Genomic DNA, 23,050 nt, shown 5'->3' with positions numbered 1-23,050 from the left:
AGAAGGCTGTTTAAGAACAGCCTCTCTATTCCAATCAGAGAGGAGAAACACATATGGTTAGATTATTGATGAAAGACGTTAGGTTAGAAACAGGTTTTTTATATGAGGGGTCGCGTGTAGTTCGCACAGAAACAGAGTTGTTTGATGTATTAATTGAAGATGGAAAAGTTGTTGAAATTGGTAAGGGATTGAAACAGGAGAGCAATGATGAAGTAGTGGATGCGGGCGGCAAATTGCTCATGCCTGCGTTTCGTGAAATGCATATCCATGTAGACAAAACATATTTCGGAGGTCCGTGGAAAGCATGTACGCCAATTACTAAAGGAATCATAACAAGAATTGAAGAAGAGCAACTACTTTTACCTGCACAATTAGATACAGCCCAAGAACGTGCTGAAAAAATGATTGGATGGCTTTTATCACAAGGGCATACACATATTCGTTCACACTGTAATGTCGATCCTCAAATCGGAACGAAGCATATTGAAATTACACAACAGGCTTTCAAAAGATTTGAAGATCAAGTTACTTATGACATCGTAGCATTTCCGCAGCACGGGCTACTGCGTTCAAATGTGGCACCGCTTATGCGTGAAGCTATGAGAATGGGTGCCACTTTGGTAGGCGGGGTTGACCCTGCGACAATTGATAGGGATATTGATCGTTCACTAGAAACAACAATGGATATCGCAGTACAAGCGGGTACAGGAATCGATATTCACATACATGATCCCAATTCGTTAGGCGCATTTGAATTCTACAAACTAGCAGAAATGACAAAACAGGCAGGTAAAGTGGGGCAAGTCACAATCAGCCATGCAATTGCTTTTGGTGATTTACACGGCAAGGAACTAGAGGAACTCACGGCTACGCTAGCAGAAACGAAAATTGATGTTACTTCGACTGTGCCGACGAATCGTCCTACTATTCCAATTCCATATTTATACGACAATGGGGTTACTGTGTCTCTTGGCCATGATAGTTTGACAGATCATTGGTCTCCATTTGGAACTGGGGATACAGTGGAGAAATTATGTATTCTAGCAGAGCGTTTCAGGTTCATAGATGAGTATTCGTTAAATCGTTGTTGGAAGTACGCGTCCGGTGGAATTATGCCATTGGATGATTTAGGGAAAAGGGTATGGCCGCAAAAGGGCGATAGCGCGAATATGATTCTGTTGGATGCAGAATGTTCTTCCCATGCGATTGCAAGAAGACGTCCAATTACGCACGTAATCTCAAAAGGACGCATCGCTCATGTAAGCAATCATGAACAGGTTAAGGAGGATGTCAAATGACAGAAGTAAAATTGCTGACAAATGTCAAACTAGAGACAGGCGAAAGAGTAATCGACAACGGATCTGTTGAAACAATCACAGCACTTTTTCATCTAAAAATAGAAGATGGGAAGATTGTAGAAATAGTGAAAGCTACTGATGCTGTTCCAACTAACATTACCGTGATCGATATGAAAGGAAAGCTTGCCGTTCCGACCTTTAAAGAAATGCATAATCATTTGGATAAAACCTATTTAAGCCTAGATTGGAAAGCATGTATTCCAGTTTCCAATTTGGCGGAGCGCCTGTCGTTTGAAGCAAAAGAATTAGTTGAATTGTCGACGACGGCAAAACAACGGGCAACGAAAATGATTGAAACATTATTGAAAAATGGTTCAACACATATTCGGACACATGTAAATATTGACCCGTATATAGGGTTAAAAAACTTAGAAGGTGTCCTTGAAGCACTTAAAGACTTTGAAGGTAAAGTAACAGCAGAGGTAATCGCATTTCCACAGCACGGTCTCCTTCGCGATCAAGTCCCGGCTCTTATGCGGGAAGCGATGCGCAGTGGAGCAACAATGGTTGGCGGACTAGATCCCGCAGGAATTGATGGTGCAATCGAAAAGTCACTCCATGAAGTAATGGACATTGCAGTGGAATTTAATGCAGATGTGGATATTCATTTACATGACGGGGGCTTTGTCGGATATTACACAGCTGATAAGTGGATTGATATAGTGGAAGATGCAAATTATAAAGGAAGGACGGCATTAAGCCATTCATTCTGCCTGGGCGATGTACCTATATCTCAACAAGAAGTGATTGCTAAGCGCCTAGCTGAGCAACGAGTCGCCATCATGTCCACCATACCTATCAATCAAGGCAGAATTATTCCGCCTATCGATCTTTTGGACGCATATGGAGTACCTGTCCACTTTGGCTGTGATGGATTTTATGATTCTTGGAGCCCATACGGAACAGGAGATGTATTAGAAAAAGCAACTCGTTTTTGTGAACTCACACGTAAAATTGATGAGCGCTCACTACGAAATTCGTTAAAATGGGTGACAGGCGGTATTACTCCTTTGGATCAAGAAGGAAAACAAGTTTGGCCAAAAGTACAAGATGCAGCTGATTTCATCTTCTTTAATGCAGCATCTTCTGCTGAAGTAGTCGCACGTAAACCGGCCGACAGGCTCGTTATGGTAAATGGTAAGCTTATTTCAACTAATTGAGTAAGGTGAAGAGTGAGGGAGATATTTCCTTCACTCTTTCTTTTTGTTCAGAGATAAGAGAGTATAAGTCTTTGAACTGGACTACTGTCTAGACTGCAGTGCCTAGCCCCTCGAGTGAACAGGCACTTGCGCTTTTCTTCTTTTAAGGAAGTGTTAATGTCTACAAGATATCACAAGTTGACCAACATGATTTTGCTAAAAGTAAGTATGGTACGCATTGTAGAAAATTCAAGCGTGCCCGAAATTGTATCTTCGGGCACCAATAAATTTTGTTGAAAGTCATCTAATCTTAATTTCCAAGTAACTGCAATTTTTACTTGAACGTTGTAGGTACGCGACAGGCAACTAATCGCAACAGGATGACCGAAAGGGGTGTGGGAAGAAGTGACGAAGTCTCTTCTTCCCACACCTGTCCTTCGAGGAGGAATGAATTGCAATTCCTCCTTAAACCTGTCGTGATTATTTTAGCCTAAAGCGAGCCGGAAACGTACTAGTTTAAATGAATAATTTTGCAGCTGCTTTGCAGTATCCTGTGCAAGTTATCTCCAAGAAACTTACTTAATAAAGCGTGTCTTAATAATTTATCATTGAAGAAGGGGGAATCGGTTATAACGTTTGTGAATGGGTCACCATTAGAGTTAAAGTCTCGAAAAACGTACAACATAACCGGTATTTCTACAAGGCATTAACACCATTGCTACTGTTTAAGGCACCGTAAGACGAAGTGGGGTTTAATAGAATCATTAAATCGACCTATATACTAATTAAAACTAAGTTGCATAATATTACCAGTTAAATTATACTATTAATACGAATGATTTGTATTTTTAAATATTTGTGGTGGATTAAAAATCTAACATACTACTATAAGAATGGGCGATAACGAAAGTATGTACGAAGGACTACTACACTAAATGGGGGTTTGAAGATGGAGAAATTAAATTATGAAAAAATATTCAAAGCCATGTTAGCAACAACGGTTGCAGCAGGCGCATTTGTTGCCGTTGCACCCATGAATACGCAGGCGGCGAATCCGACGTTTTCTGATGTTAAGGACATCCCAAGTCATCACTTTTATGAAGCGGTTATGGATTTTACTGCAAGAGGCATGATTAGTGGATATCCGGATGGGACATTCAAACCAGGTAAAAGCATTACGCGCCAGGATGCTGCGAAACTATTGGCCCTTGCGTTAGGTTTGGATACGAAAAACGTCCAGAATCCAGGATTTAAAGACGTTAGCAAAACGAGCCCATACTATGGACATATTGCAGCGCTTGTTGAAGCAGGAATCATTTCGGGATATGTAGATAACACATTCAAACCTGAGGCTAGTCTATCAAGGGCACAAATGGCGAAAATGATTGTACTTGGTTTTGAATTTAACGAAACGAAAACTGTAAAACTTCCATTTAGCGATATTAATGATAAGCAATGGCATGCTGAATTTGTCCAGGAATTGTATGCAAATGAAATTACTACGGGTACAACACCAACAAAATTCTCGCCGAACGCAGTCGTAACGCGCGGGCAAATGGCTTCATTCGTTTTCAGAAGTGAAGCGATCGTAACGCCAAAACCCGAACCAGTAGATGTCGACAAGGTAGCCGTAGAAGCAGCCGTGAGTCAATTAAAAGATGGTGCAGTCACTGTTTCACGGGGCAATGATGCAACGGATGCCACGAAACTTGCGGCAGTTCAAGCCTATATTACTTCACTTATTACTGAAAATGGCGTTGTTGCAAAAGTCGCAGCAAGTACAACAGCTGGAAATTACGTAGTGACATTGACAAAAGGTGAAGCGAAAGTAGACAAAACGATTGCTATAACATTTGGCTTTGCAGCGGATGACCGTTTTGTTACCGAAGTGACAGCGATTAACGCTAAACAAGTTGAAGTGAAATTTGCAACACCTGTTACTAAAACAACTATACTAAACGCTACAAATGAAGTCCAAAATATTGCGTTTACAATGGTTTCGGGTGCGACTGTGAATCCTGGACAACTGAAAGGCTCATTGTCCGAAGATGGTAAAACGTTAACGATTACTGCAAATTGGGTTTTTGATGGTGAGTATGCGTTCAAATCAACGGCTGCCATTAAATCAGAGACAGGTGAAAAGTTCGATGAGTACACAGCGATTGTCAAAGCGAATGATAAAGTTGCACCGAAACTTGTTTCAGGATCAGCCGCTGCGAAAACATCTACGAACTCGTTTGCCCTACTATTCGATGAGCCTGTTAATGCTGCTGGCGTCATCGCTTATGTCAATAATGGAGCTGCGACTGTTGCGAACAACCCAACGAATCCAAATCGTTTAGATGTGACCTCTAGTAAACAAGTTGCTGCCGGTACGACAGCGACCGTTAAATTGGTGAATGTGAAGGATTATAATAATAACTTAACAACGCCGAATTCGGTAGAAACGGCAGTTACAATTTCTGCTGACACAATTGCTCCAATTGTGCTCAATGCAAAGGTTATAGGCGAAAATAGAGTAGAAATCACGTACGATAAAAATATGAATATTGCTTCATTCAAAGGAAGAGCACGTCTCGTCCACTCGAATGGAACAGTGACAAATCTTGTAGCTTCAGCAGGTGCCAATGAAAAAACGGTTATCTTAACGGGGGCAGGATTGGCTTTCAATAATGCGTACAATGTAATTCTATTTGTCGACGCTGATGCGAAAGACACGGTTGGCAATAGTACAGCCCTTTATTCAACAAACGTTACTTTCGAAAAGGATAATAGTGCGCCAGCATTAACAACTATTGATTATAAAGATGGTAAAATTGTAGCGAATTTTACAGAAGATATTGCAATAGGCAGAAATACGATAGCCACAGCTATTGATCAAAAAACAGGCATTGCAACCCAAATCAACCTAAACTATTACAACTCTCAGAATGCAGTGATTGCAAATAATACATTAACAATTGCTCATTCATTGCCAAATGGAAACTATCAATTACGCTTGCCAGCCAACACAGTTGTGGATAAAGCCGGTACACCTAATCCAAACGCAATTGCAACACAAACATTTAGTGTTCAAAATGCGATTTCTTCAGATCAATCACGTCCGGTAGTAGTTGCTGTTACCAACTCCCCTGTAGGAAATGGACAAGCAGTTGGTGTTGAGCAAACGGCCACGTACACAGCCATTGATACTGATAGTGGAGTGAATCTTACTACCGTTCAAGATATCAGTAACTATACGTGGGATGGCAAAGCATTACCGGTAGGGTCTTATGTAACAACCGTTATAACTGGGTCGGCAGATAAAGCTACATCAGTTGCAGTATCAGTTCGTGTACCATCAGCTGGAATCCAAACGACTAAAACAGCTCCATTTACAGTCAATAATATTCGTGATAACGCAGGAAACACCATTGCATCAGCCGAAATGGGAACTGTTACATTTGTCAGTGGCAACCAATACCAACCGGAATTGAGATACGGCACCATTAACACGGGAGGCACTTCACTAACACTTAGTTTCAGTGAGGCAATTCAATCATTAGATGCGAACGATTTTGAGGTAACACTCAATAATGCTACTCTAAAAACAAGTTCAATTGCTTCCGTTTATAATTCCAATTCAAATATGGATACATTTGTTGTAAGTATTAGAGCTTCAGTGGCGAATAATACGTATGCGAATACGAATAATAATAGCTACGGTGATGTGATTTACTTGGATACGAATGATAATGGAGTATATGACTCGAGGACAGATACGGTCCTTGAAGTTGTAGATTATAAGACATACCAAAACAATGAATGGAATTCAGTTCAAGTCAATTTGAATTCCAATTATGTTACGAGTTTAAGAGTAAAACTTATTCGAGACAATCGTTCACCCGTTCAAAATTATCAAGGGAACGAAGCTTTATTCTATAAAGAACTCATTGTGAGATAGTGAATGATGGGGTGCCCGTATGCCCAGAAACATTTGTTGCAGGGCGACTACGGTCACTCACTCAATTTAAAAGCAGCTCCAATCCAGGTAATATAACTCTGGATTGGAGCTGCTTTTGTTTGGTACTTATTATAGGCGACTCGCCACGTACCGAGCGTATATCATGTTGACCGATCATAAAAACCGGTGTACCGAGCATATATCATGTTGATCGATCATAAAACTCGGTGTACCAAGCATATATCATGTTGACCGATCATAAACCCTGGTTGACCGAGCATATATCATGTTGACCGATCATATAATCCGGCGTACCGAACATATATCTGGCAAGTCGATCATAAACCCCGAGGTACCGAGCATATATCTGGCAAACCGATCATATAACCCGTTTTACCGAGCATATATCTCGCAAACTATACATAAAACCCGGTGTACCGAGCATATATCCCGCAAACCAATCATAAACCCCGTCGTACCGAGCATATATCTCGTAGTGGTCATCCAATTGCTACTAAACACCCGGGTAAAAGTAATTAAAATAAATTGAATAGTTGAACAATTTAGCGGAATAAATTATACTAGTACTAGCGATGACTTTTACTTTTTGATCATAAAAAACATATATGGGTAGTATTATCACATTATATGGGGGTTTTAAGATGAGAAGATCGGGTTATCAAAAATTATTTAAGGCGACGTTGGCGACGACCGTTGCAACAGGTGCTTTGGTTGCCGTTGCACCGATAAATACGAAGGCGGAAACACGGACATTTTCTGATGTCAAGAACATTCCTAGTCATCACTTTTACGAAGCTGTCATGAACTTGTCCTCGAGAGGCGTCTTTGGTGGATACCCAGATGGTACATTTAAACCAGGTCAAAGCATTAACCGTCAGCATGCTGCAAAATTCTTGGCGCTTACTTTAGGTCTGGATACGGTAAACGTCAAGGATCCAGGATTTAAGGACGTTAGCAAAAAGAGCGCATACTACGGATATATTGCTGCACTGGTTGAAGCGGGAATCATTTCTGGTTATGTAGATAACACGTTCAAACCTGAAGCTAATCTGACTAGAAAACAAATGGCCAAAATGCTTGTACTAGGATTTGGTATCAAGGCAGAGGGTTCACAGAGAAACCCATTTAGTGATATCAGTGATAAGCAATGGCATAAAAGCTTCGTTCAAACATTGTATTCCAACGAAATTACAACGGGGACGACACCGACAACGTTCTCGCCTAATGCACTTGTGACGCGCGGGCAAATGGCTTCCTTCATTTTTAGAAGTGAAGCTGCGACAAAAAAGCCGGAACCAGAGCCTAAGCCAGAACCAGTTGATAAAGATTTATTGGCAGTACAAGCAGCGTACAACCAATTAAAGACGGGTAAATTAACGATTTCGCGTGGAGACAACGCAACTGATGAAGTTAAATTAACAGCAGTCCAAGCCTATGTCACTTCACTTGTCACTGAAAAAGGCGTTGTTGCAAAAGCAACTGCAGGAAAAACTGCAGGTAACTATGTAGTTACACTTACAAAAGGTAAAGCGAAAGTAGAAAGAACAATTGCTGTTACATTTGACATTGCGACGAACGAACGTATTGTTACTGAAGTGAAAGCGATTAACGCTAAACAAGTGGAAGTGAAGTTTGCAACACCTGTTACTAAAACAACTGTAGTAGACACTTCGAATATTGTTCGAAATATGACGCTAACGACGGTCACGAGTGCGACTACGAATGCTGGACAGCTTACAGGCTCGTTATCTGCAGATGGTAAAACATTAACGATAACTGCAAGTGGGGTCTTTAATGGGGAATACACGTTCAAATCAACAGATGCCATTAAATCAGTGACAGGTGAAAAGTTCGAGGAGTATACAATGAATGTTAAAGCGTATGATACAATTGCGCCAAAACTAGTGTCTGGATCTGCCACTGCGAAAACAACTACTCATTCGTTTTCCCTATTTTTTGATGAGCCTGTGAACGCCACTGGTGCTAGCGCTTATGTCAACAATGCAGTAGCGACTGTCACTACTAATCCTACTAACCCTAATCGATTGGATGTTACGGCGCGCACAGCAATTTCAGTAGGCACGACCGTAAGCATTAAATTAACGAATGTGAAGGACTATAATAACAACTCGACATCTCCAAATCCAGTGGAAACGTTCGTTACAATAGCTACTGACACAGTTGCTCCAACTGTAACGAATGTATTGGTTACAGGGGGTAATAAAATTGAATTAACGTACGATAAAGATATGAACATTGCATCATTCAAAGATAAAGCCCGTATAGTCCATTCGAATGGAACTGTGACCAACCTCACAGCGTCAACGGGTAAGAATGCAAAAACGGTTGTCTTATCGGGTATGGTATTATCCTATAATGATAAGTACAATGCGACTCTATTTGTCGATGCTGACGTGAAAGATACAGGTGGAAACAGTTCCGCCCTGTATTCAACTAACGTAATTTTTAATCAGGATATGATTGCTCCAGCATTAAAAACTGTTGAATGGAAAGATGGTAAAATTGTTGCGAGTTTCACAGAAGATATTGCAATAGGCAACAACAATGTCATCACAGCCGTAGATCAGTATACAGGAATTGCAACGTCAATTTACCTAAACTATTACAACTCGCAGAATGCAGTGATTGTAAATAATACATTAACAATCGCTCATCCCTTGCCAAATGGCACATATCAACTGCGTCTCCCAGTAAACACAGTCGTTGATAAATCCAATATCCCTAATCCGAATGCACTTGCAGCACTAACGTTTAGTGTTCAAAATTCCGATACCACTGGTCCTGAAGTTTTTGCGGTTACCAATAAACCTGTAGCGGATGGTGTAGCGCCTGGCGCATGGCAAATGGCTACTTATACAGTGACTGACGTCGATAGTGGCGTGAACTTATTGACCGTTCAAGATATCAATAACTATTCGTGGGATGGCAGGGCATTACCAGCAGGCTCTTATACATCAAGAGCTGTCACAAATGGATCGGCAGACAGAGCGACATCTGTTGCCGTAACGGTATATGTGCCATCTGCAAGTATCAGAACAACTAAAACCGCATCATTTATTGTTAACAATATTCGAGACAATGCTGAAAATACGATTGCGTATCCTGGAATGGGGGATGTAAGATTTGTCAGCGGTAACCAAACTCAACCAGAATTCAATCATGCGGCAATTAAAAATGATGGTTCACTCGAACTTAGTTTCAGCGAGGCAATTCAATCATTAGAGACGAACGATTTCGAAGTAACACTCAATAATCAACCTCTAAAAGCAAGTTCAATTGCTCGAATTGACAGCTCTAATTCAACTACATTTGTTACAGGCATTAATGCTTCTTTAAAGAAAGATGTTGAGATTAATGGAGGAATTCGGGATGTTATCTACTTGGATACGAGTGGCAACTATGGGTACGATGCAGGAGACTTGATTCTTCAGGTTTTAGATCAAGGGATTTACAGGAATGATGTAATGGACTCGATTCCAATAAATTTGAATGCTAGTTATATTACAAGTTTAAGAGTAAAACTTATCCGAGACAATGGTTCACCAGTTCAAAACTATCAAGGTATCGAAGCTGTGTTCAATAAAGAAATCATTGTGAAATAGTGAATTATTGGGCGACCACACTCACTCAATTTCAAAACAGCTCTCTCCGGATTTTATATCTGGAGAGAGCTGTTTTTTTGTATGGGTACTAAGTGGCGGCTATCAGTAGGTGAACCGATCAAATATCATTTTGACCGATTATATAACACGGCGGACCGAGCATATACCGTGATAACCGATCATATAACACGGTTGACCGAGCAAATATCGTGATAACCGATCATATAACACGGTTGACCGAGCAAATATCGTGATAACCGATCATATAACACGGTTGACCGAGCAAATATCCCGCTAACCGATCATATAACACGGCGAACCGAGCAAATATCCCGCTAACCGATTATATAACACGGTTGACCGATCAAATATCCCGCTAACCGATCATATAACACGGCGGACCGATCAAATATCAAGATGACTAATCATATAACCCGGCGAACCGATCAAATATCGTTTTTGACCGATCATATAACCCGGGGACCGATCAAATATCATGATAACCGATCATATAACCTGGCGACCGATCAAATATAATGATAACCGATCATATAACCCGGCGAACCAATCAAATATCCCGCTAACCGATCATATAACCCGGCGGACCGATCAAATATCCCGCTAACCGATCATATAACACGGCGAACCGAGCAAATACCTCGCTACCGAATCTAATCAGAAAAAAATATTGGATTTCCAATGTGCACCTTAAACGCTATTTGTAAGGTTTTCTATGAACTCGAAGTCTGTTAAAGTAATTATATAGTCTGTGAGGGGTGTCTTCCGTCTGATCGCTATGTGTGATCAGACATAAAGGAAGGCATCTTTTTTATGCTTATAACTAGACTCGAATTCGTAGTAAAAGAATTAATTGGAAAGGAGGTTTTTGTTATGAAGAAAGTATTTACCCTATTGCTGGCTTTTACTATTGCAATTAGTTTCTCGTTCAGTTCGGCGCATGTCGAAGCAGCAACTGCAAAAGTTGTGACATTTAAAAACTGCACAGAGTTGAACAAAGTTTATAAAGGCGGAGTTGCGAGGTCTGCAACTGTCACAAACAAAGGTGGAAAAACAAAATTCAAGCCCTTTGTATCTAAGGCAATCTATGATGCAAACAAAAAGAGTGACCGCGATAAAGATTTAATTTCATGTGAGAAGTAGATATCAAAACAAAAGTAGTTCCAATTCAGATATGTAATCTGGATTGGAACTACTTTTGTATGAGTACTAAGTGAAGCGTTTGCTAGTTTTACCTCTTTCGTCGTTTTCACACCCTGTTTGATGGCATCATTAATCTCGCTTAATAGGACTTCTTCACAACTGTAAATCACTGTAGTTTTAATCGCAAAAACCCACTCTGCTTTACTTATATTCATCTCGGGTGAACATGAATAGTCAGATGCCGAGCACCATCAACCCGGTTGAAGAAAGCAACAAAACGAAAGGTGTTATCTGAATTATTAATTCTTGGTGATCTGATTAATGATATACTGAAATGAATTGTTTGTGGGAAATTAAACCATAAATGCGAGTGTAGTAAGTAGGTTTTCTTCTATTAGAAAGTGTTGGGTACATACAGATAAGAATCGGAGGATGTCTATAAATATGTTTAAACATATGAATCAAGTACGGAGTGTAAAGTCAATGCAGTTTCGGTACTTTGGATTCATACTCCTTATTATTTCAATAGCAGGTTTTCTATTTATGCCAACTACAAAAGCTGCCGATTTGAACAAGGCAGTCTATTACGTTTCGCCTAATGGTGACGATTCGAATTTTGGAACGCTAGAAGCGCCGTGGAAAACGATTCAAAAAGCTGCGGATACGCTTGAGGCAGGAGAAATGGTTTTTATCAGAGAGGGTATATACAAAGAATTTGTGACTATTAAAAAATCGGGTTCTAAAGAAGGGTCTATTTTATATAAAGCATATCCAGGAGAGCAACCAGTGCTGGACGGCACGGGTGTAACTGTAGATAGTGAAAAAAGTGTTCTTATGTACTTGGAGAATGCTAGTTATATCGTTATAGATGGGTTTGAGTTGAGAAATATAACGACAGATGACCCTGATGTATATCCAGCGGGGATACGGGTTCGAGAAGGCGGCCATCATATACAGTTAGTAAATAATAATGTGCACCATATCGCTAACAAGTCGAAAAAAGGAAATGCCCATGGAATTCATGTCTATGGTAATACTGCAAATGAAATTAGTGATCTCCTCATTAAAGGGAATGAAGTTCATCATCTAACACTAGGGAATAGTGAAGCATTAACGATAAATGGGAATGTAAATGGATTTTCGGTTGAAAATAATCGTGTCCATGACAATAATAATATCGGAATTGATATAGCAGGATTTTACAATGCATGTCAGGCCCCATGCATTGATCAAGCTAGAAATGGGAAGGTCGTAAGCAATAAGGTTTTCAACAATAGCTCCATAAATAATCCATCCTATGAAGGACATTATGCTGCCGGTGGAATCTATGCGGATGGATCGACAGATGTGATTATTGAAAAAAACATAGTGTATAACAATGATTTTGGTATTGAGCTAGCAAGTGAAAATGCTGGAAAACAAACGAGTAGTATCAAAGTATCGGACAACCTTATTTATAAAAACAATGGTGCCGGCATAATAATGGGCGGAGCAAGTAGCTCTAATGGGGGAACATCTAAAAATAGTATTATAAATAATATTCTCAAACACAATGATCAACTAGAACAGGGATATGGGCAGATTACTTTACAGTGGAATAATGTAGACAATCAGATTATGCATAATGAAATTTACAGTAACGCTCCAGAATCATTTATTCAGCAAGATAACGATAGCGGGACTGGGAATGTCATAACAGACAATTATCTGATTCAATCAGCAAAAATATTCTCGTACTTTGAAAAGTTCAAAACGAATCTATTTAAACTTTTCTGGTGAAAATGGTGGACGTCCGACAGCAATCTATTTTAAAAATGTGGGGTGCTGTAGTTGAAGAATGGCTATAAAACAATGATGGTACTTGCATTGAGTTCATCATTGCTAGTAGGAGGATGTACAGCTATAGAGGATTCAGGCCCTAATAAGGAATCAAAAACGGAGCTTCCAGATACAATTGCGGCACAAGATGAATATACACGCTCTTTCCTTGTTTCAACTGACGAAGTTGCGGAAGGGCATTATGTTTTTAAGCCGTGGACAGAAGCATACACTATGTGGATACCTGTAGATGGGACACTATCCCAAGGATTTTATGTAAAGCGAGAAAAGCACTGGGAACGATTTTCATATGCTTGGTTAGATAATGAAGAAAATCTAACCTACGGCTTATTTGCTCTATTTGAAGATCAACTAGTATGGGGGTGAATAGAGTAAAAGCGAGGATTGATGGTAAAGGGGGAGTGATATAATGAGAAAAATAATTTTACTAGTACTCGTAATGGTACTTTGTTCTGTATCAGCTGTTTCTGCAAATGAGGGAATGTTAACACCTTCGGGGATACCTTATACGGAGCTAAAGGATCGTGTGGATGAATATTCATCTAAATACATTGGGACATCTACGGCTGGAGCGAATGTGTTAATTGTGAAAGACGGAGAAATTTTCATGAATACGTCCTATGGCTATGCAGATGTTGAAAATCAGATAAAAGTCACAGCAGATACTGTTTTTGAATGGGGGTCTGTTACGAAGCTACTTGTGTGGACCAGCGTAATGCAGCTTGTAGAGCAGGGGAAATTGGAATTAGATGAAGATATTCGCACGTATTTGCCGGACGGGTTTTTGAAAAAACTGCAAGATGATGCCCCTATAACGATATTGAATCTTATGCACCATAATGCTGGGTGGGAGGAGAGATTTCCAGATTTATTCTATATGTCAGCGGATGAAGTAAAGCCCTTAGAAGAAATGCTTCAAATTACTGAGCCTTATCAAGTGCATAAGCCAGGAGATGTGGTCGCCTATTCAAACTATGGTGTGGCACTCGCAGGTTTTATTGTAGAACAGGTTGCGGCTCAGCCATTTTATGAGTATGTTAATGAACATATTTTTTCTGTTTTGGAGATGAAGGACACAACGATTCATCCTACACAGGAAGATAACCTAGATATAGCAACGAACAGAGAAGAAATTTATGGATACATTGTGAATAGCGACGATGAATTTAGTATTTCAAAAAATGAACGGATCTTTATTGGTTTGTATCCAGCTGGTAGTGCAATGGGTACGATAATGGATGCAGCGAAATTTATGGTGGCGCTCATGCCAGCAGACGGCGTGAAAAGTCCATTATTTAAAAACAATCGTACGTTAGATGAAATGCTGACGACGAGTGATTTCTATGGTGATGGCTTCCCTCGAAATGCGCATGGATTTTGGGAAGGACTATATAGAGTAGATGTGTTGGAACATGGAGGAAATACGGATAGTTTTTCAAGCAATTTCACCTTTTCAAAAGATGAGCATTTGGGTGTAATTGTCATGACCAATCAAATGGGTGAAGCAGGGTTGAGTTATGGCTTACCAAAATTCGTGTACGGCGAGTATTCTGCAGTAGATGGCAATCAAGCACTGCCAAATATGCAGGAGCTTGAAGGAAGTTACATGATGGCAAGACAGCCCTATAAAGGTTTTACCAAGTTGTACGGATCGCTAGGTATTTGGGATATTGAAGCGACAGATTCGAACATATTTAACGCATATGGGACGACATTTGAACAAACTGCTCCGTATCTTTATAAATCTAAAGATGATTATAATATATATCTTCATATTACGTTGAACGATGGTGAAGTTGAAAAGATCTCAATGCCGACAAGTGATATACTACCGGTCTCACAAAGTACGAAAATCTTTAATATGATCAGTATCGTGGCGGTAGCTTTCAGTGTCCTATACACGCTCATTGCTTTACTAATCGTGTTGATCCAAGCGATAAAGCATCGAAAAAAAGAAGTTCGATTTACAGTGATGAAGAAGTGGGAAACGCTATTACTCTTAGTGGGTTTTGTACCTATTATTAATATCATAATTTTAGCTTACAGAACATTAAATTATACTCCTTATACTGCGCTGCACATTCATTTTTGGATGAATTATGCGTATATCGTTATTGTAGCAATTTGTCTAGTGTCCCTACTGGTGCTGTGGAAGAAAACGACAACAACGCGTGGTCAAAAAATAGGCTATGTACTTTCATGTATCTCAGCGCTACTACTTGTAGTCATGATTTTTTGCTGGGAGCTTTATTATTAAATTGGCTCTGATAGTTCTCACTTTTGTAGTTTTTGCTCCCCTATTATGCTTAACAATTTTGTAGACTCAGAATCATTTCCAGTTATCTATAGAGATGATGGGGAATTTCTACAACATGTCGCAATTCTTGTTCGCATATGATTATCGAAAGGGGAGGGGAATATTCAATGACTAATGATAATGAAGATTTAGTTGATAGGGAAAAACAAATTGACCGAAAAATGAAGGTAGAAAGAAAAGATGGAGAACCAACTTCAGTTTTCAAAGGAGCTTCTTGGGCAGCACTGTTAATAGGAGTATCAGCTTATCTCTTAGGTTTGTATAATGCAGCTATGGAACTGAATGAACAAGGATATTACTTTGCAATTTTAATGTTCGGACTCTATTCATCTGTCTCATTACAAAAAGCAGTAAGAGATAAAGAAGAAGGAATACCAGTTACGAACATTTATTATGGTATTAGCTGGTTAGCACTTATTATAGCTATTGTATTAATGGCCGTCGGTTTATACAATGCAGAAAGTATTGTTTTAAGTGAAAAAGGATTTTACGGTATGGCTTTTGTTCTTAGTCTATTTGCAGCAATAACAGTTCAGAAAAATGTTAGAGATACACAGAAAGCAAGAGAAATAGATTGAGTTACTTTCCGTTAATTTGACGATTTTGCCTGATTAAACAACAAGCATAACCCCGTTCTAAAGCTAGAAAGGGGTTATGCTTGTTTGAGACATTAAATCAGCTAAAATGATATAAATGTTAGATAATTTTAAAATGAAGCGAATGAACAGACTTTGCACGTAGAAGGAATACTAGTAAGGAGTTACAGTAGGTAGACCAATGCAAAATCCAATAATAATAAAGGTGTTCAGTTAAGAGTTTGACTCTCAACTGAACACCTTTTTAATATAAGTGACATTAAATCCGGCGATGCTTCCTGAAGGCATGGTGGATCCAACCAAAAACTACGATAACATAAGACGTATGTTGATTAACTATTTATTTACACAAAATACTGGTGAGGAGGGTTTGATAACCCCTATTTTCACTGGACTATTTTCGGACCGCTTTCGACTAACTATTCATGACAGATTTACTAAGGGGTCCTAGTGTGGCTAGAAGTGACTCCGTCACTTCTAGCCACACTTTTGAGGGAGGAATTGTAGTTCATTCCTCCTTAGTAATACTGTTGCGAATATTTGCCTGTCGCGTTCCTACAATGTTGAAGTGAAAAATGTAGTTATGTTTGAAAGAAACGAATAGATGACTTTCTAGAGAGAGTGTAAGTGCCCGAAGATGCAATTTCGGGCATTCTTGCAGTAATGTACAATGCGTTCCTTACTTACTTTTAGTGAAAATTATTCATCTAAGATTGTGTTTCCTATTTGAAAGTGACACTTCATTAAAATAAATAAGAAAAAATCATAAAGAAAGCATCAGCCGCCCAAATTGCATCTTTGGCGGCTTTTCTTCAGGTAAGAAGCCTGCTATTCTTTCGTCCCAAAAATCTTCAGCACTCTGTGTACTTATGCATTTGGAGCGCGACGGATGAAGGACAACCATACGATTATCGAAAAAGATGTGTAGGGATGCGACAAAGTCGCATCCCTACACATCCAGACAGCTCGCTAATCGTACTAGAAGTCATTCAATCCAAAGCAATCCAAAAGCGCAACTCCACAAGAAGCGGTCAGGGGGTGATCAAGTTATGTACTTAATTCTTTTGGTTAATCAACAGACGTGACGACAGAACGAACTACTACAGTAAGTATGAATTTCTAACGAGTTCATAAACTACGCTCAATTTTGAAAGCAGCATTCTGAGTAATAAATATAATATAAAAAGCACACTGCCTCCATTCCTCACTAATATAACTCCAGTCGATTTTCCAATCAGAAAAAAATCTTGATATCAAGTAGCTTTATACCGAGATATTTTATAGTTCTTGAAATAGAGAAATAATTCGGAAGTACCTAATTATGGCTAGTTAGTGAGTTTTTATGTTATATAAGTCGCAGTTTAATAGGGATATATTAAATAGTGGAGAATAAGTAGTATTTGTTAAAAAAGAAAAGTCGTAATTAGGTGGGTTAAAAGTTCTAATCGCTATTTTCCTAAATTGGTTATCTTTGACAACGATTTTTCTATAGTGTTAGATATTATATAATAGGAAATTTTAATGATTTAATATGAGAACTTATTTAAGGGTTCTAAGGTAAACGTCCGACAGAAATCTATTTTTAAAATGTGGGGTGTTTTAGTTGAAGAAGGGCTATAAAAAAATGATGGTATTTACATTGAGCTCATCATTACTAGTAGGAGGTTGTACGGGTATGGACAATTTAACTAGTAAGGAAAAAGTTGAGGTTAAGGAACCGTCAACTGAAAATAAGAAAAATGCATACGAAACAGAGAACTTCGTACGTATACAAGACTACACTGGTGAAGGATATAAATTGCGCGAGAGCCGACCAGAAACGGGAAAACTGGCTGAAGAACACCGTGGAGAAATTGAAGAAGCGGTCCAAGAGTTTTTCCTTAGCAACTATAAAACAGAAGTGATTGTTCATAACATCGTTGGGGCAGTCGATGGTGCAACCGTATTTGTGGAATCTGTAGGTGAACCCCATTTTTATACGTATGCAATTATATCTATCGATGTGGATAGTGGAACCGTGGAAACTGATGAAGTCTGGTCCGAAGAAGGGCAAGTTGAAAATGCGATCCAAGGCGCATTGTATGCAATGATTTATGAACATGAATTTGCAACGCTAGATAAATACTTGGAAAGTATACTTCAAAATCACCCTGTTGTCGGAGTACCGGTAGAGGCAGTAGAAAAAGTCGGAGGTTCTGGATTCTCAAGTTCAGTGTACAGAACAAGCAAGCTCGGTAACGAATTTCAAGGGATATATGATATGTATTTAGAAAACCCTGAAATTAGTAAAGAAGAATTAAAAAAGAATTTGAGTAAAGCTGATTTCAAGCCAAATCAAATGTTGATTCTCATAGAATTATATATGAAAGAATCTGACACGGAACCCGATCACGCGGTCTTTGATAAAATCGTTTCAGATATTAAAGAGATGGAAGGTATACCTAGAGGTGCATATACAATTATTTTGAATGATAACTTGATTGATAAAAGAAGAGGTATCGGAACAAAGGATAATACGCTGGAAAGTATGAATCCAAATGAAATCATTAAAGAATAGTGAGGGAATCAGAGGGATGCCTAAAGTCACTGATAGTTTGAATTCTACGGTTAGCTCTTCCTTTATCGAAGATGCGATTAAACTCATCAAACCGGAAAAAGTAAATCAAATATCGAATTCGACGGCAAAAGACGAGGACTTAGTTGAATTGGCGGGATATCATGCTTATAAGCACCATAATAAAAATGATGTATTCAATATAAATGGATCAGACTACAAAGTGATTGACACTAGATACGACACTGATTCAGGGCTTGACGCACTAACTGTCCAAAACTTCGACACGAACGAACTAACCATCGTCTTCGTAGGGAGCGAACAACTAAAAGAAGACTGGATCGGTACGAACTTGAAATTATTAAGCGATACAACACCTGTACAACTAAAAGATGCCCAAGACTATTTCAAAGACGTAAATGATGATTACGGAGAAGTCTCCTCAGTGACAGGAAATTCCCTTGCAGGTGCGCTGACAAACGCAGTTGCAATTGAAAACCCTACAGTCAAAGCAGTTACATTAAACCCAGCGATGCTCCCTGATGGCATGGTGGATCCCACAAAAAACTACGATAACATAACGAACTACTACAGTAAGTATGATTTCCTAACGAGTACACAAGGTACACTCAATTTGGAAGATCGCATCCCCGGCAACAAATATAACATCAACAACGGACTCCCGCTATTCTCCATGTTCATTTCCAATCATACAGGTTATGTGGAAGCAGACAAAAATGGTGATTATACAATTCAAATAGGACTTAAAGGGGAACCGGGATACGGCTTCATTCATATTGGAGCAGCCGACCATATAGTGACCAGCATCTGGACAGGGTCCCCTCTACATGGAGGCACGGCTGAAAAAATTGCTATTGACCATACACATATGACCGCTCTTGCAAACGGAATAAAAGATCATGTGAAAGGCCGAATGGGTTTGGCAACGGGTTATTTAGAGAATTCGGTCAGTATTGTAGATGATGAAAGTGCACGTTTTTCCCAGCGCGTAACGATGCTGCAAACATTATTTACTCAAAAATTTGAAGAAACCGCAGGCAATCCAATTTTCATTGGTATTGCGGGTACAGGTTTTCTTATTAAAGCCTGTATTGATGATCTGATTTCATTATTAGACCAAGCTGAAGAAAAATGCCGGATTTTGAACTCTATCTTGAATTCTAAACCTGCAGAGCTAATCGAATTTGTGCTGTCAATTGAAATTAGTATAGAAAGTCTCTTTGCTCCTGTAAGAAACTACTTAAATGATTTAAAAGACGATATAGATAACTTGGTCGCCGGTGCACAAACTATCATTACTAAAGACATACCAGAATTCTTTAGAGGCGGGAAAGATTTTTTTGTCGATGCTGTTGTTGGAGAATTGACTGCACACTATGCCATAATGCTTGCGAACAAAGACAAAATGAATGGGCAGTTGACTGATTATGAAAACCAAGTTCAGTCTGTGGCAGATGCATTTATCAATAAAGACACGAGCTTGGCAGGAGTAATTCGTACAAATGCCTCAACGCTTGCAGATACAGATTCTGTACAAAAAACGGCTGTTTTTTCTCTAACCCCCTCGCCATACTTAGAGACCAAAATGAAAATCAAAGAAATACAAGTCGCACTTGCACATGCGAATATTACGGGAGTTACAACTATGGTTCTCATGCCAATTCTTCAAGCCATGGAAATCGTACTGCTATTAATTGAGGCAGCTCTTGAAATGATTGTCGCTAGTATTAATGCAGCAGTAAATGTTGGATTATATGGAAATCCGGTCGGGTTGGTTGTCAGTTTGTTTTCCGATTTCGATCAAAAAGTGAAAGCTGCAGCAAAACAAGCCTTGGAACCAATAAAAGAAATGGAATCAACGATTGAAGGTCTTCGAAAAGGGGTAAACAGTATGAGGGGGAACTTACCAGAAATGGTAAGTAATTTCAAGCCCTATATAGATACAGCTATTTTTGAACCGGGTAAATATGAAAATGTTCGTTTATACAATCTTGCAGCCTCAGCAATTATGGATGAAATGGAAATTCTGTTTAAAGATATTACATTTCAATTGGCACTTGAAAAAGGAAATGCAATTGAAGCCTCATTGGAAATATCGGAAAGCGTGTTAAGTAATATTGTCCTATTAAATGAGCAGGTGGAGCGAGGGACGATTTAAATTCCTTCAGCAGAAGTCTGGCACCGCTATAAGTGGCAAGTGGAAGGCGAATGAATCTACAATTCCTCCGGCGGATGCTATCTATTTTGTTAGGAGTGATTTTAGTAAGCACGAATTAAAATCTGGGCGCAAACATACTGATGCGTGATTGATAAGTTTTCATCAACTTAAGGAGGTGATGCTACAAAAAGTGTGGAGTCTAATTTCAGAAGTTTCTGTATTATAATGATGAATTGTCATTATTTATACAGTTATTTTATAAAATACAAAATTTCAAGGAAAAGGGAGATGTGTTAAATGTCGGGAATTATTCGCGTAACACCAGCAGAACTGGAAGCAATGGCATCACGCTACAACCACGAATCAGGAGAGGTTGCTTTACAAATCGGCCGTTTGGACGTAATGATCGGTGAATTGAGTTCCATGTGGGAAGGGGCTTCTAGTGCTGCGTTTGCTGAACAATATGAGCGCCTAAAGCCAAGTTTTAACGAAATGCGTGAGTTATTAAGTGAAGTAGGCGTACAGCTAAGTCGTGCAGGCCAAGCATTGCAAGATGCGGATCAGCAAATCGCTGGTCAAATTCGTGGCTAATTGTTCAGATTCAGCAGTTGAAAATAATAGTGGAGCGTCATTCCCTCAAAGGAAGGCGCTTTTTCCTTAAGTGGGGTGGGAATTATGTATATAGAAATCACTGTAGATCTTTCAAATTACGAGGGCGATATAATCGATCTTAGACTATCAGATTATTATACGGCTAAAAAAATGGTAGATATAGCTTGGCAAGCAAACTCTATTTCAATCAGTCCGCGTGAAGGTCAATGGATACGAGTGGTTAATAAAGACAAGCTATTCCCAGGCCATTTGACGCTGGCACATTGCGGGATAACGACAGGTGACCGTATTGAAATCATTTGAAGGAGTAAAAAAGATGGCGACTAGTGGACATACATATTTAAAAGATTTGATAGGTGCAGAGATTAACGAAGAAGCGAATAGAAGCACATTCGTATTTCAAAAAGAACGTTTCGGTTTTAAAAGAAGTTCTGAGATTATCTTTTTAAAAGAAGTCAATCCCGAAATTACAAAAGAGATCGTCATAACAGATGATGAGTTGATCATCCAAGCAGACATTCCGAATTCGTTTAAAAGATTTGATGAAATTCAATCGGAAGATGCTAAGTCAAGATGGATGTTTGCACATCAGCTTGTAGAAAAGGTTGATGCTCATCCATATCCCCGTTTAAATCTTATCGTCTGCCCTGAAAACATGGTGTACAGCAAGGGCATGACACCGGTTTTCATCTATTTCGGAGTGACGGAAAGCTTGCCACCATTTAGAAATAATATAGAGCGCGTTTGGCTTGAAACGAGGGCTGCAGTTGCTGCGGCAGTAGACGGGTCATTCACATATGAAGAATTTTTAAAGTATAACGAAGTCCTAGAGCTTAATGAGACCTGTGCGAAAGTGATGGGCATCGCGGATAGTAGATCGTTACTCGACTATATTGAGCAACAACTTGAACTCTTGGATGAAAAAGAGAAAGGCTTTGTGAAGCTGCCTCGTAAAAAGTGGAAAACGACTAAATGGCTATCTATCGGGCTTGGGGTATTACTTATTCCCGCACTACTATTTACTATTATTTATTTCATACACGAAAAGCCGAAAAACGAAGCGTATATTGATAGCCATGAATACTTTTTGGAGCGGAATTATAGTCAGGTTGTTACCGTACTAAGCCCGTACAGCATAAAGTCGATGCCTTATGTCATGTTGTACGAACTGGCCCATTCATTTGTAACAAACGAAAGATTGGATGAAGAACAGAAAAAGAATGTGTTGTCGAATATCACCTTACAAACAGATTCGGACTACTTGAAGTACTGGATTTACCTTGGCCGGGGGGAAGCCGCGAATGCCGTTGATTTGGCTAGGTCAATGGAAGACGGTGAACTTATAACTTTTGGATTACTGAAAAGACGTGAAGAAATCCAAGCCGATCAAAAACTGACAGGTGAAGAGAAACAATACCTATTAGAAGAAATAGATAGAGAAGTCGAAGAGTATGAAAAGTTGATGAAGCAGAATGAAGAAGACGAGGAAGAAAAAGTAGAAGTTGATAGGCAAGAAAAAGCAGAGGAGCAAGAAAGGATAGACAAAGTACTGGAGCAAGAAAGGATAGACAAAGCATTGGAGCAAGAGAAGGTAGACAAAGCACTGGAGCAAGAAAAGGTAGACAAAGTAGAGAAGCAAGAGAAGACAGAAAAAGTTGAAACAGTGGACAAGGAACCCAATTCGTAAGCGAAAACGAGGAACTAAATA

At 39.3% G+C, this 23,050-nt stretch carries 14 protein-coding genes; all 14 read left to right on the top strand.

The annotated features are described in order from the left end of the window. Positions 1-53: 53 nt before the first annotated feature. The 14 genes from FQ087_RS13350 to essB all read left to right on the top strand — a co-directional run bounded on the left by FQ087_RS13350 (position 54) and on the right by essB (position 23,029). Positions 54-1,298: an amidohydrolase family protein gene (locus FQ087_RS13350; RefSeq protein ID WP_149581085.1), complete on the top strand. Its 1,245-nt coding sequence runs from the start codon at positions 54-56 to the stop codon at positions 1,296-1,298. Continuing rightward, on the top strand, positions 1,295-2,518 hold the full coding sequence (locus tag FQ087_RS13345) for an amidohydrolase (RefSeq protein ID WP_149581084.1): 1,224 nt from the start codon (positions 1,295-1,297) through the stop codon (positions 2,516-2,518). Before FQ087_RS13350 ends, FQ087_RS13345 begins: the two co-directional genes overlap by 4 nt. A 928-nt stretch (positions 2,519-3,446) precedes the next feature. After that, positions 3,447-6,440: an S-layer homology domain-containing protein gene (locus tag FQ087_RS13340; protein WP_149581083.1), complete on the top strand. Its 2,994-nt coding sequence runs from the start codon at positions 3,447-3,449 to the stop codon at positions 6,438-6,440. 662 nt (positions 6,441-7,102) lie between these two features. Next, positions 7,103-10,084, top strand: a complete 2,982-nt coding sequence (locus FQ087_RS13335; protein WP_188006746.1) for an S-layer homology domain-containing protein — start codon at positions 7,103-7,105, stop codon at positions 10,082-10,084. An 891-nt stretch (positions 10,085-10,975) separates the two neighbouring features. Next, complete coding sequence (locus FQ087_RS13330) at positions 10,976-11,245, top strand: excalibur calcium-binding domain-containing protein (protein WP_149581081.1); 270 nt, start codon at positions 10,976-10,978, stop codon at positions 11,243-11,245. Positions 11,246-11,728: 483 nt separating this feature from the next. Then, positions 11,729-13,024, top strand: coding sequence for a right-handed parallel beta-helix repeat-containing protein (locus tag FQ087_RS13325; protein ID WP_188006745.1), 1,296 nt, complete (start codon positions 11,729-11,731; stop codon positions 13,022-13,024). Between the two features lie 51 nt (positions 13,025-13,075). After that, positions 13,076-13,450, top strand: a complete 375-nt coding sequence (locus tag FQ087_RS13320) for a hypothetical protein (RefSeq protein ID WP_149581079.1) — start codon at positions 13,076-13,078, stop codon at positions 13,448-13,450. 43 nt (positions 13,451-13,493) lie between these two features. Further along, entirely contained in the window at positions 13,494-15,341 is a 1,848-nt protein-coding gene (locus FQ087_RS13315; RefSeq protein WP_255452326.1) for a serine hydrolase domain-containing protein, read from the top strand. Positions 15,342-15,508: 167 nt separating this feature from the next. Next, positions 15,509-15,979, top strand: a complete 471-nt coding sequence (gene yiaA / locus FQ087_RS13310; RefSeq protein WP_149581078.1) for an inner membrane protein YiaA — start codon at positions 15,509-15,511, stop codon at positions 15,977-15,979. 1,693 nt (positions 15,980-17,672) lie between these two features. Next, positions 17,673-18,554 (top strand): DUF1672 family protein, encoded by an 882-nt coding sequence (locus FQ087_RS13305; RefSeq protein WP_188006744.1) that lies wholly within the window; start codon positions 17,673-17,675, stop codon positions 18,552-18,554. After that, positions 18,535-20,730 (top strand): SA1320 family protein, encoded by a 2,196-nt coding sequence (locus tag FQ087_RS13300; RefSeq protein WP_149581076.1) that lies wholly within the window; start codon positions 18,535-18,537, stop codon positions 20,728-20,730. Before FQ087_RS13305 ends, FQ087_RS13300 begins: the two co-directional genes overlap by 20 nt. A 297-nt stretch (positions 20,731-21,027) precedes the next feature. Next, on the top strand, positions 21,028-21,321 hold the full coding sequence (locus FQ087_RS13295; RefSeq protein ID WP_149581075.1) for a WXG100 family type VII secretion target: 294 nt from the start codon (positions 21,028-21,030) through the stop codon (positions 21,319-21,321). 84 nt (positions 21,322-21,405) lie between these two features. Continuing rightward, positions 21,406-21,645, top strand: coding sequence for an ESX secretion system protein YukD (yukD, locus tag FQ087_RS13290; RefSeq protein WP_149581074.1), 240 nt, complete (start codon positions 21,406-21,408; stop codon positions 21,643-21,645). Positions 21,646-21,658: 13 nt separating this feature from the next. Further along, positions 21,659-23,029 carry a type VII secretion protein EssB gene (essB, locus tag FQ087_RS13285; RefSeq protein WP_149581073.1) on the top strand — a complete coding sequence of 457 codons (1,371 nt, stop codon included), beginning with the start codon at positions 21,659-21,661 and terminating at the stop codon, positions 23,027-23,029. Positions 23,030-23,050 lie beyond the last annotated feature (21 nt).

Origin of the sequence: Sporosarcina sp. ANT_H38, assembly GCF_008369195.1 — a bacterium.
Classification (GTDB): Bacteria; Bacillota; Bacilli; order Bacillales_A; family Planococcaceae; genus Sporosarcina.
Note: the sequence above shows the minus strand (reverse complement) of the source record. Positions and strands in the feature narration are given on the sequence as shown.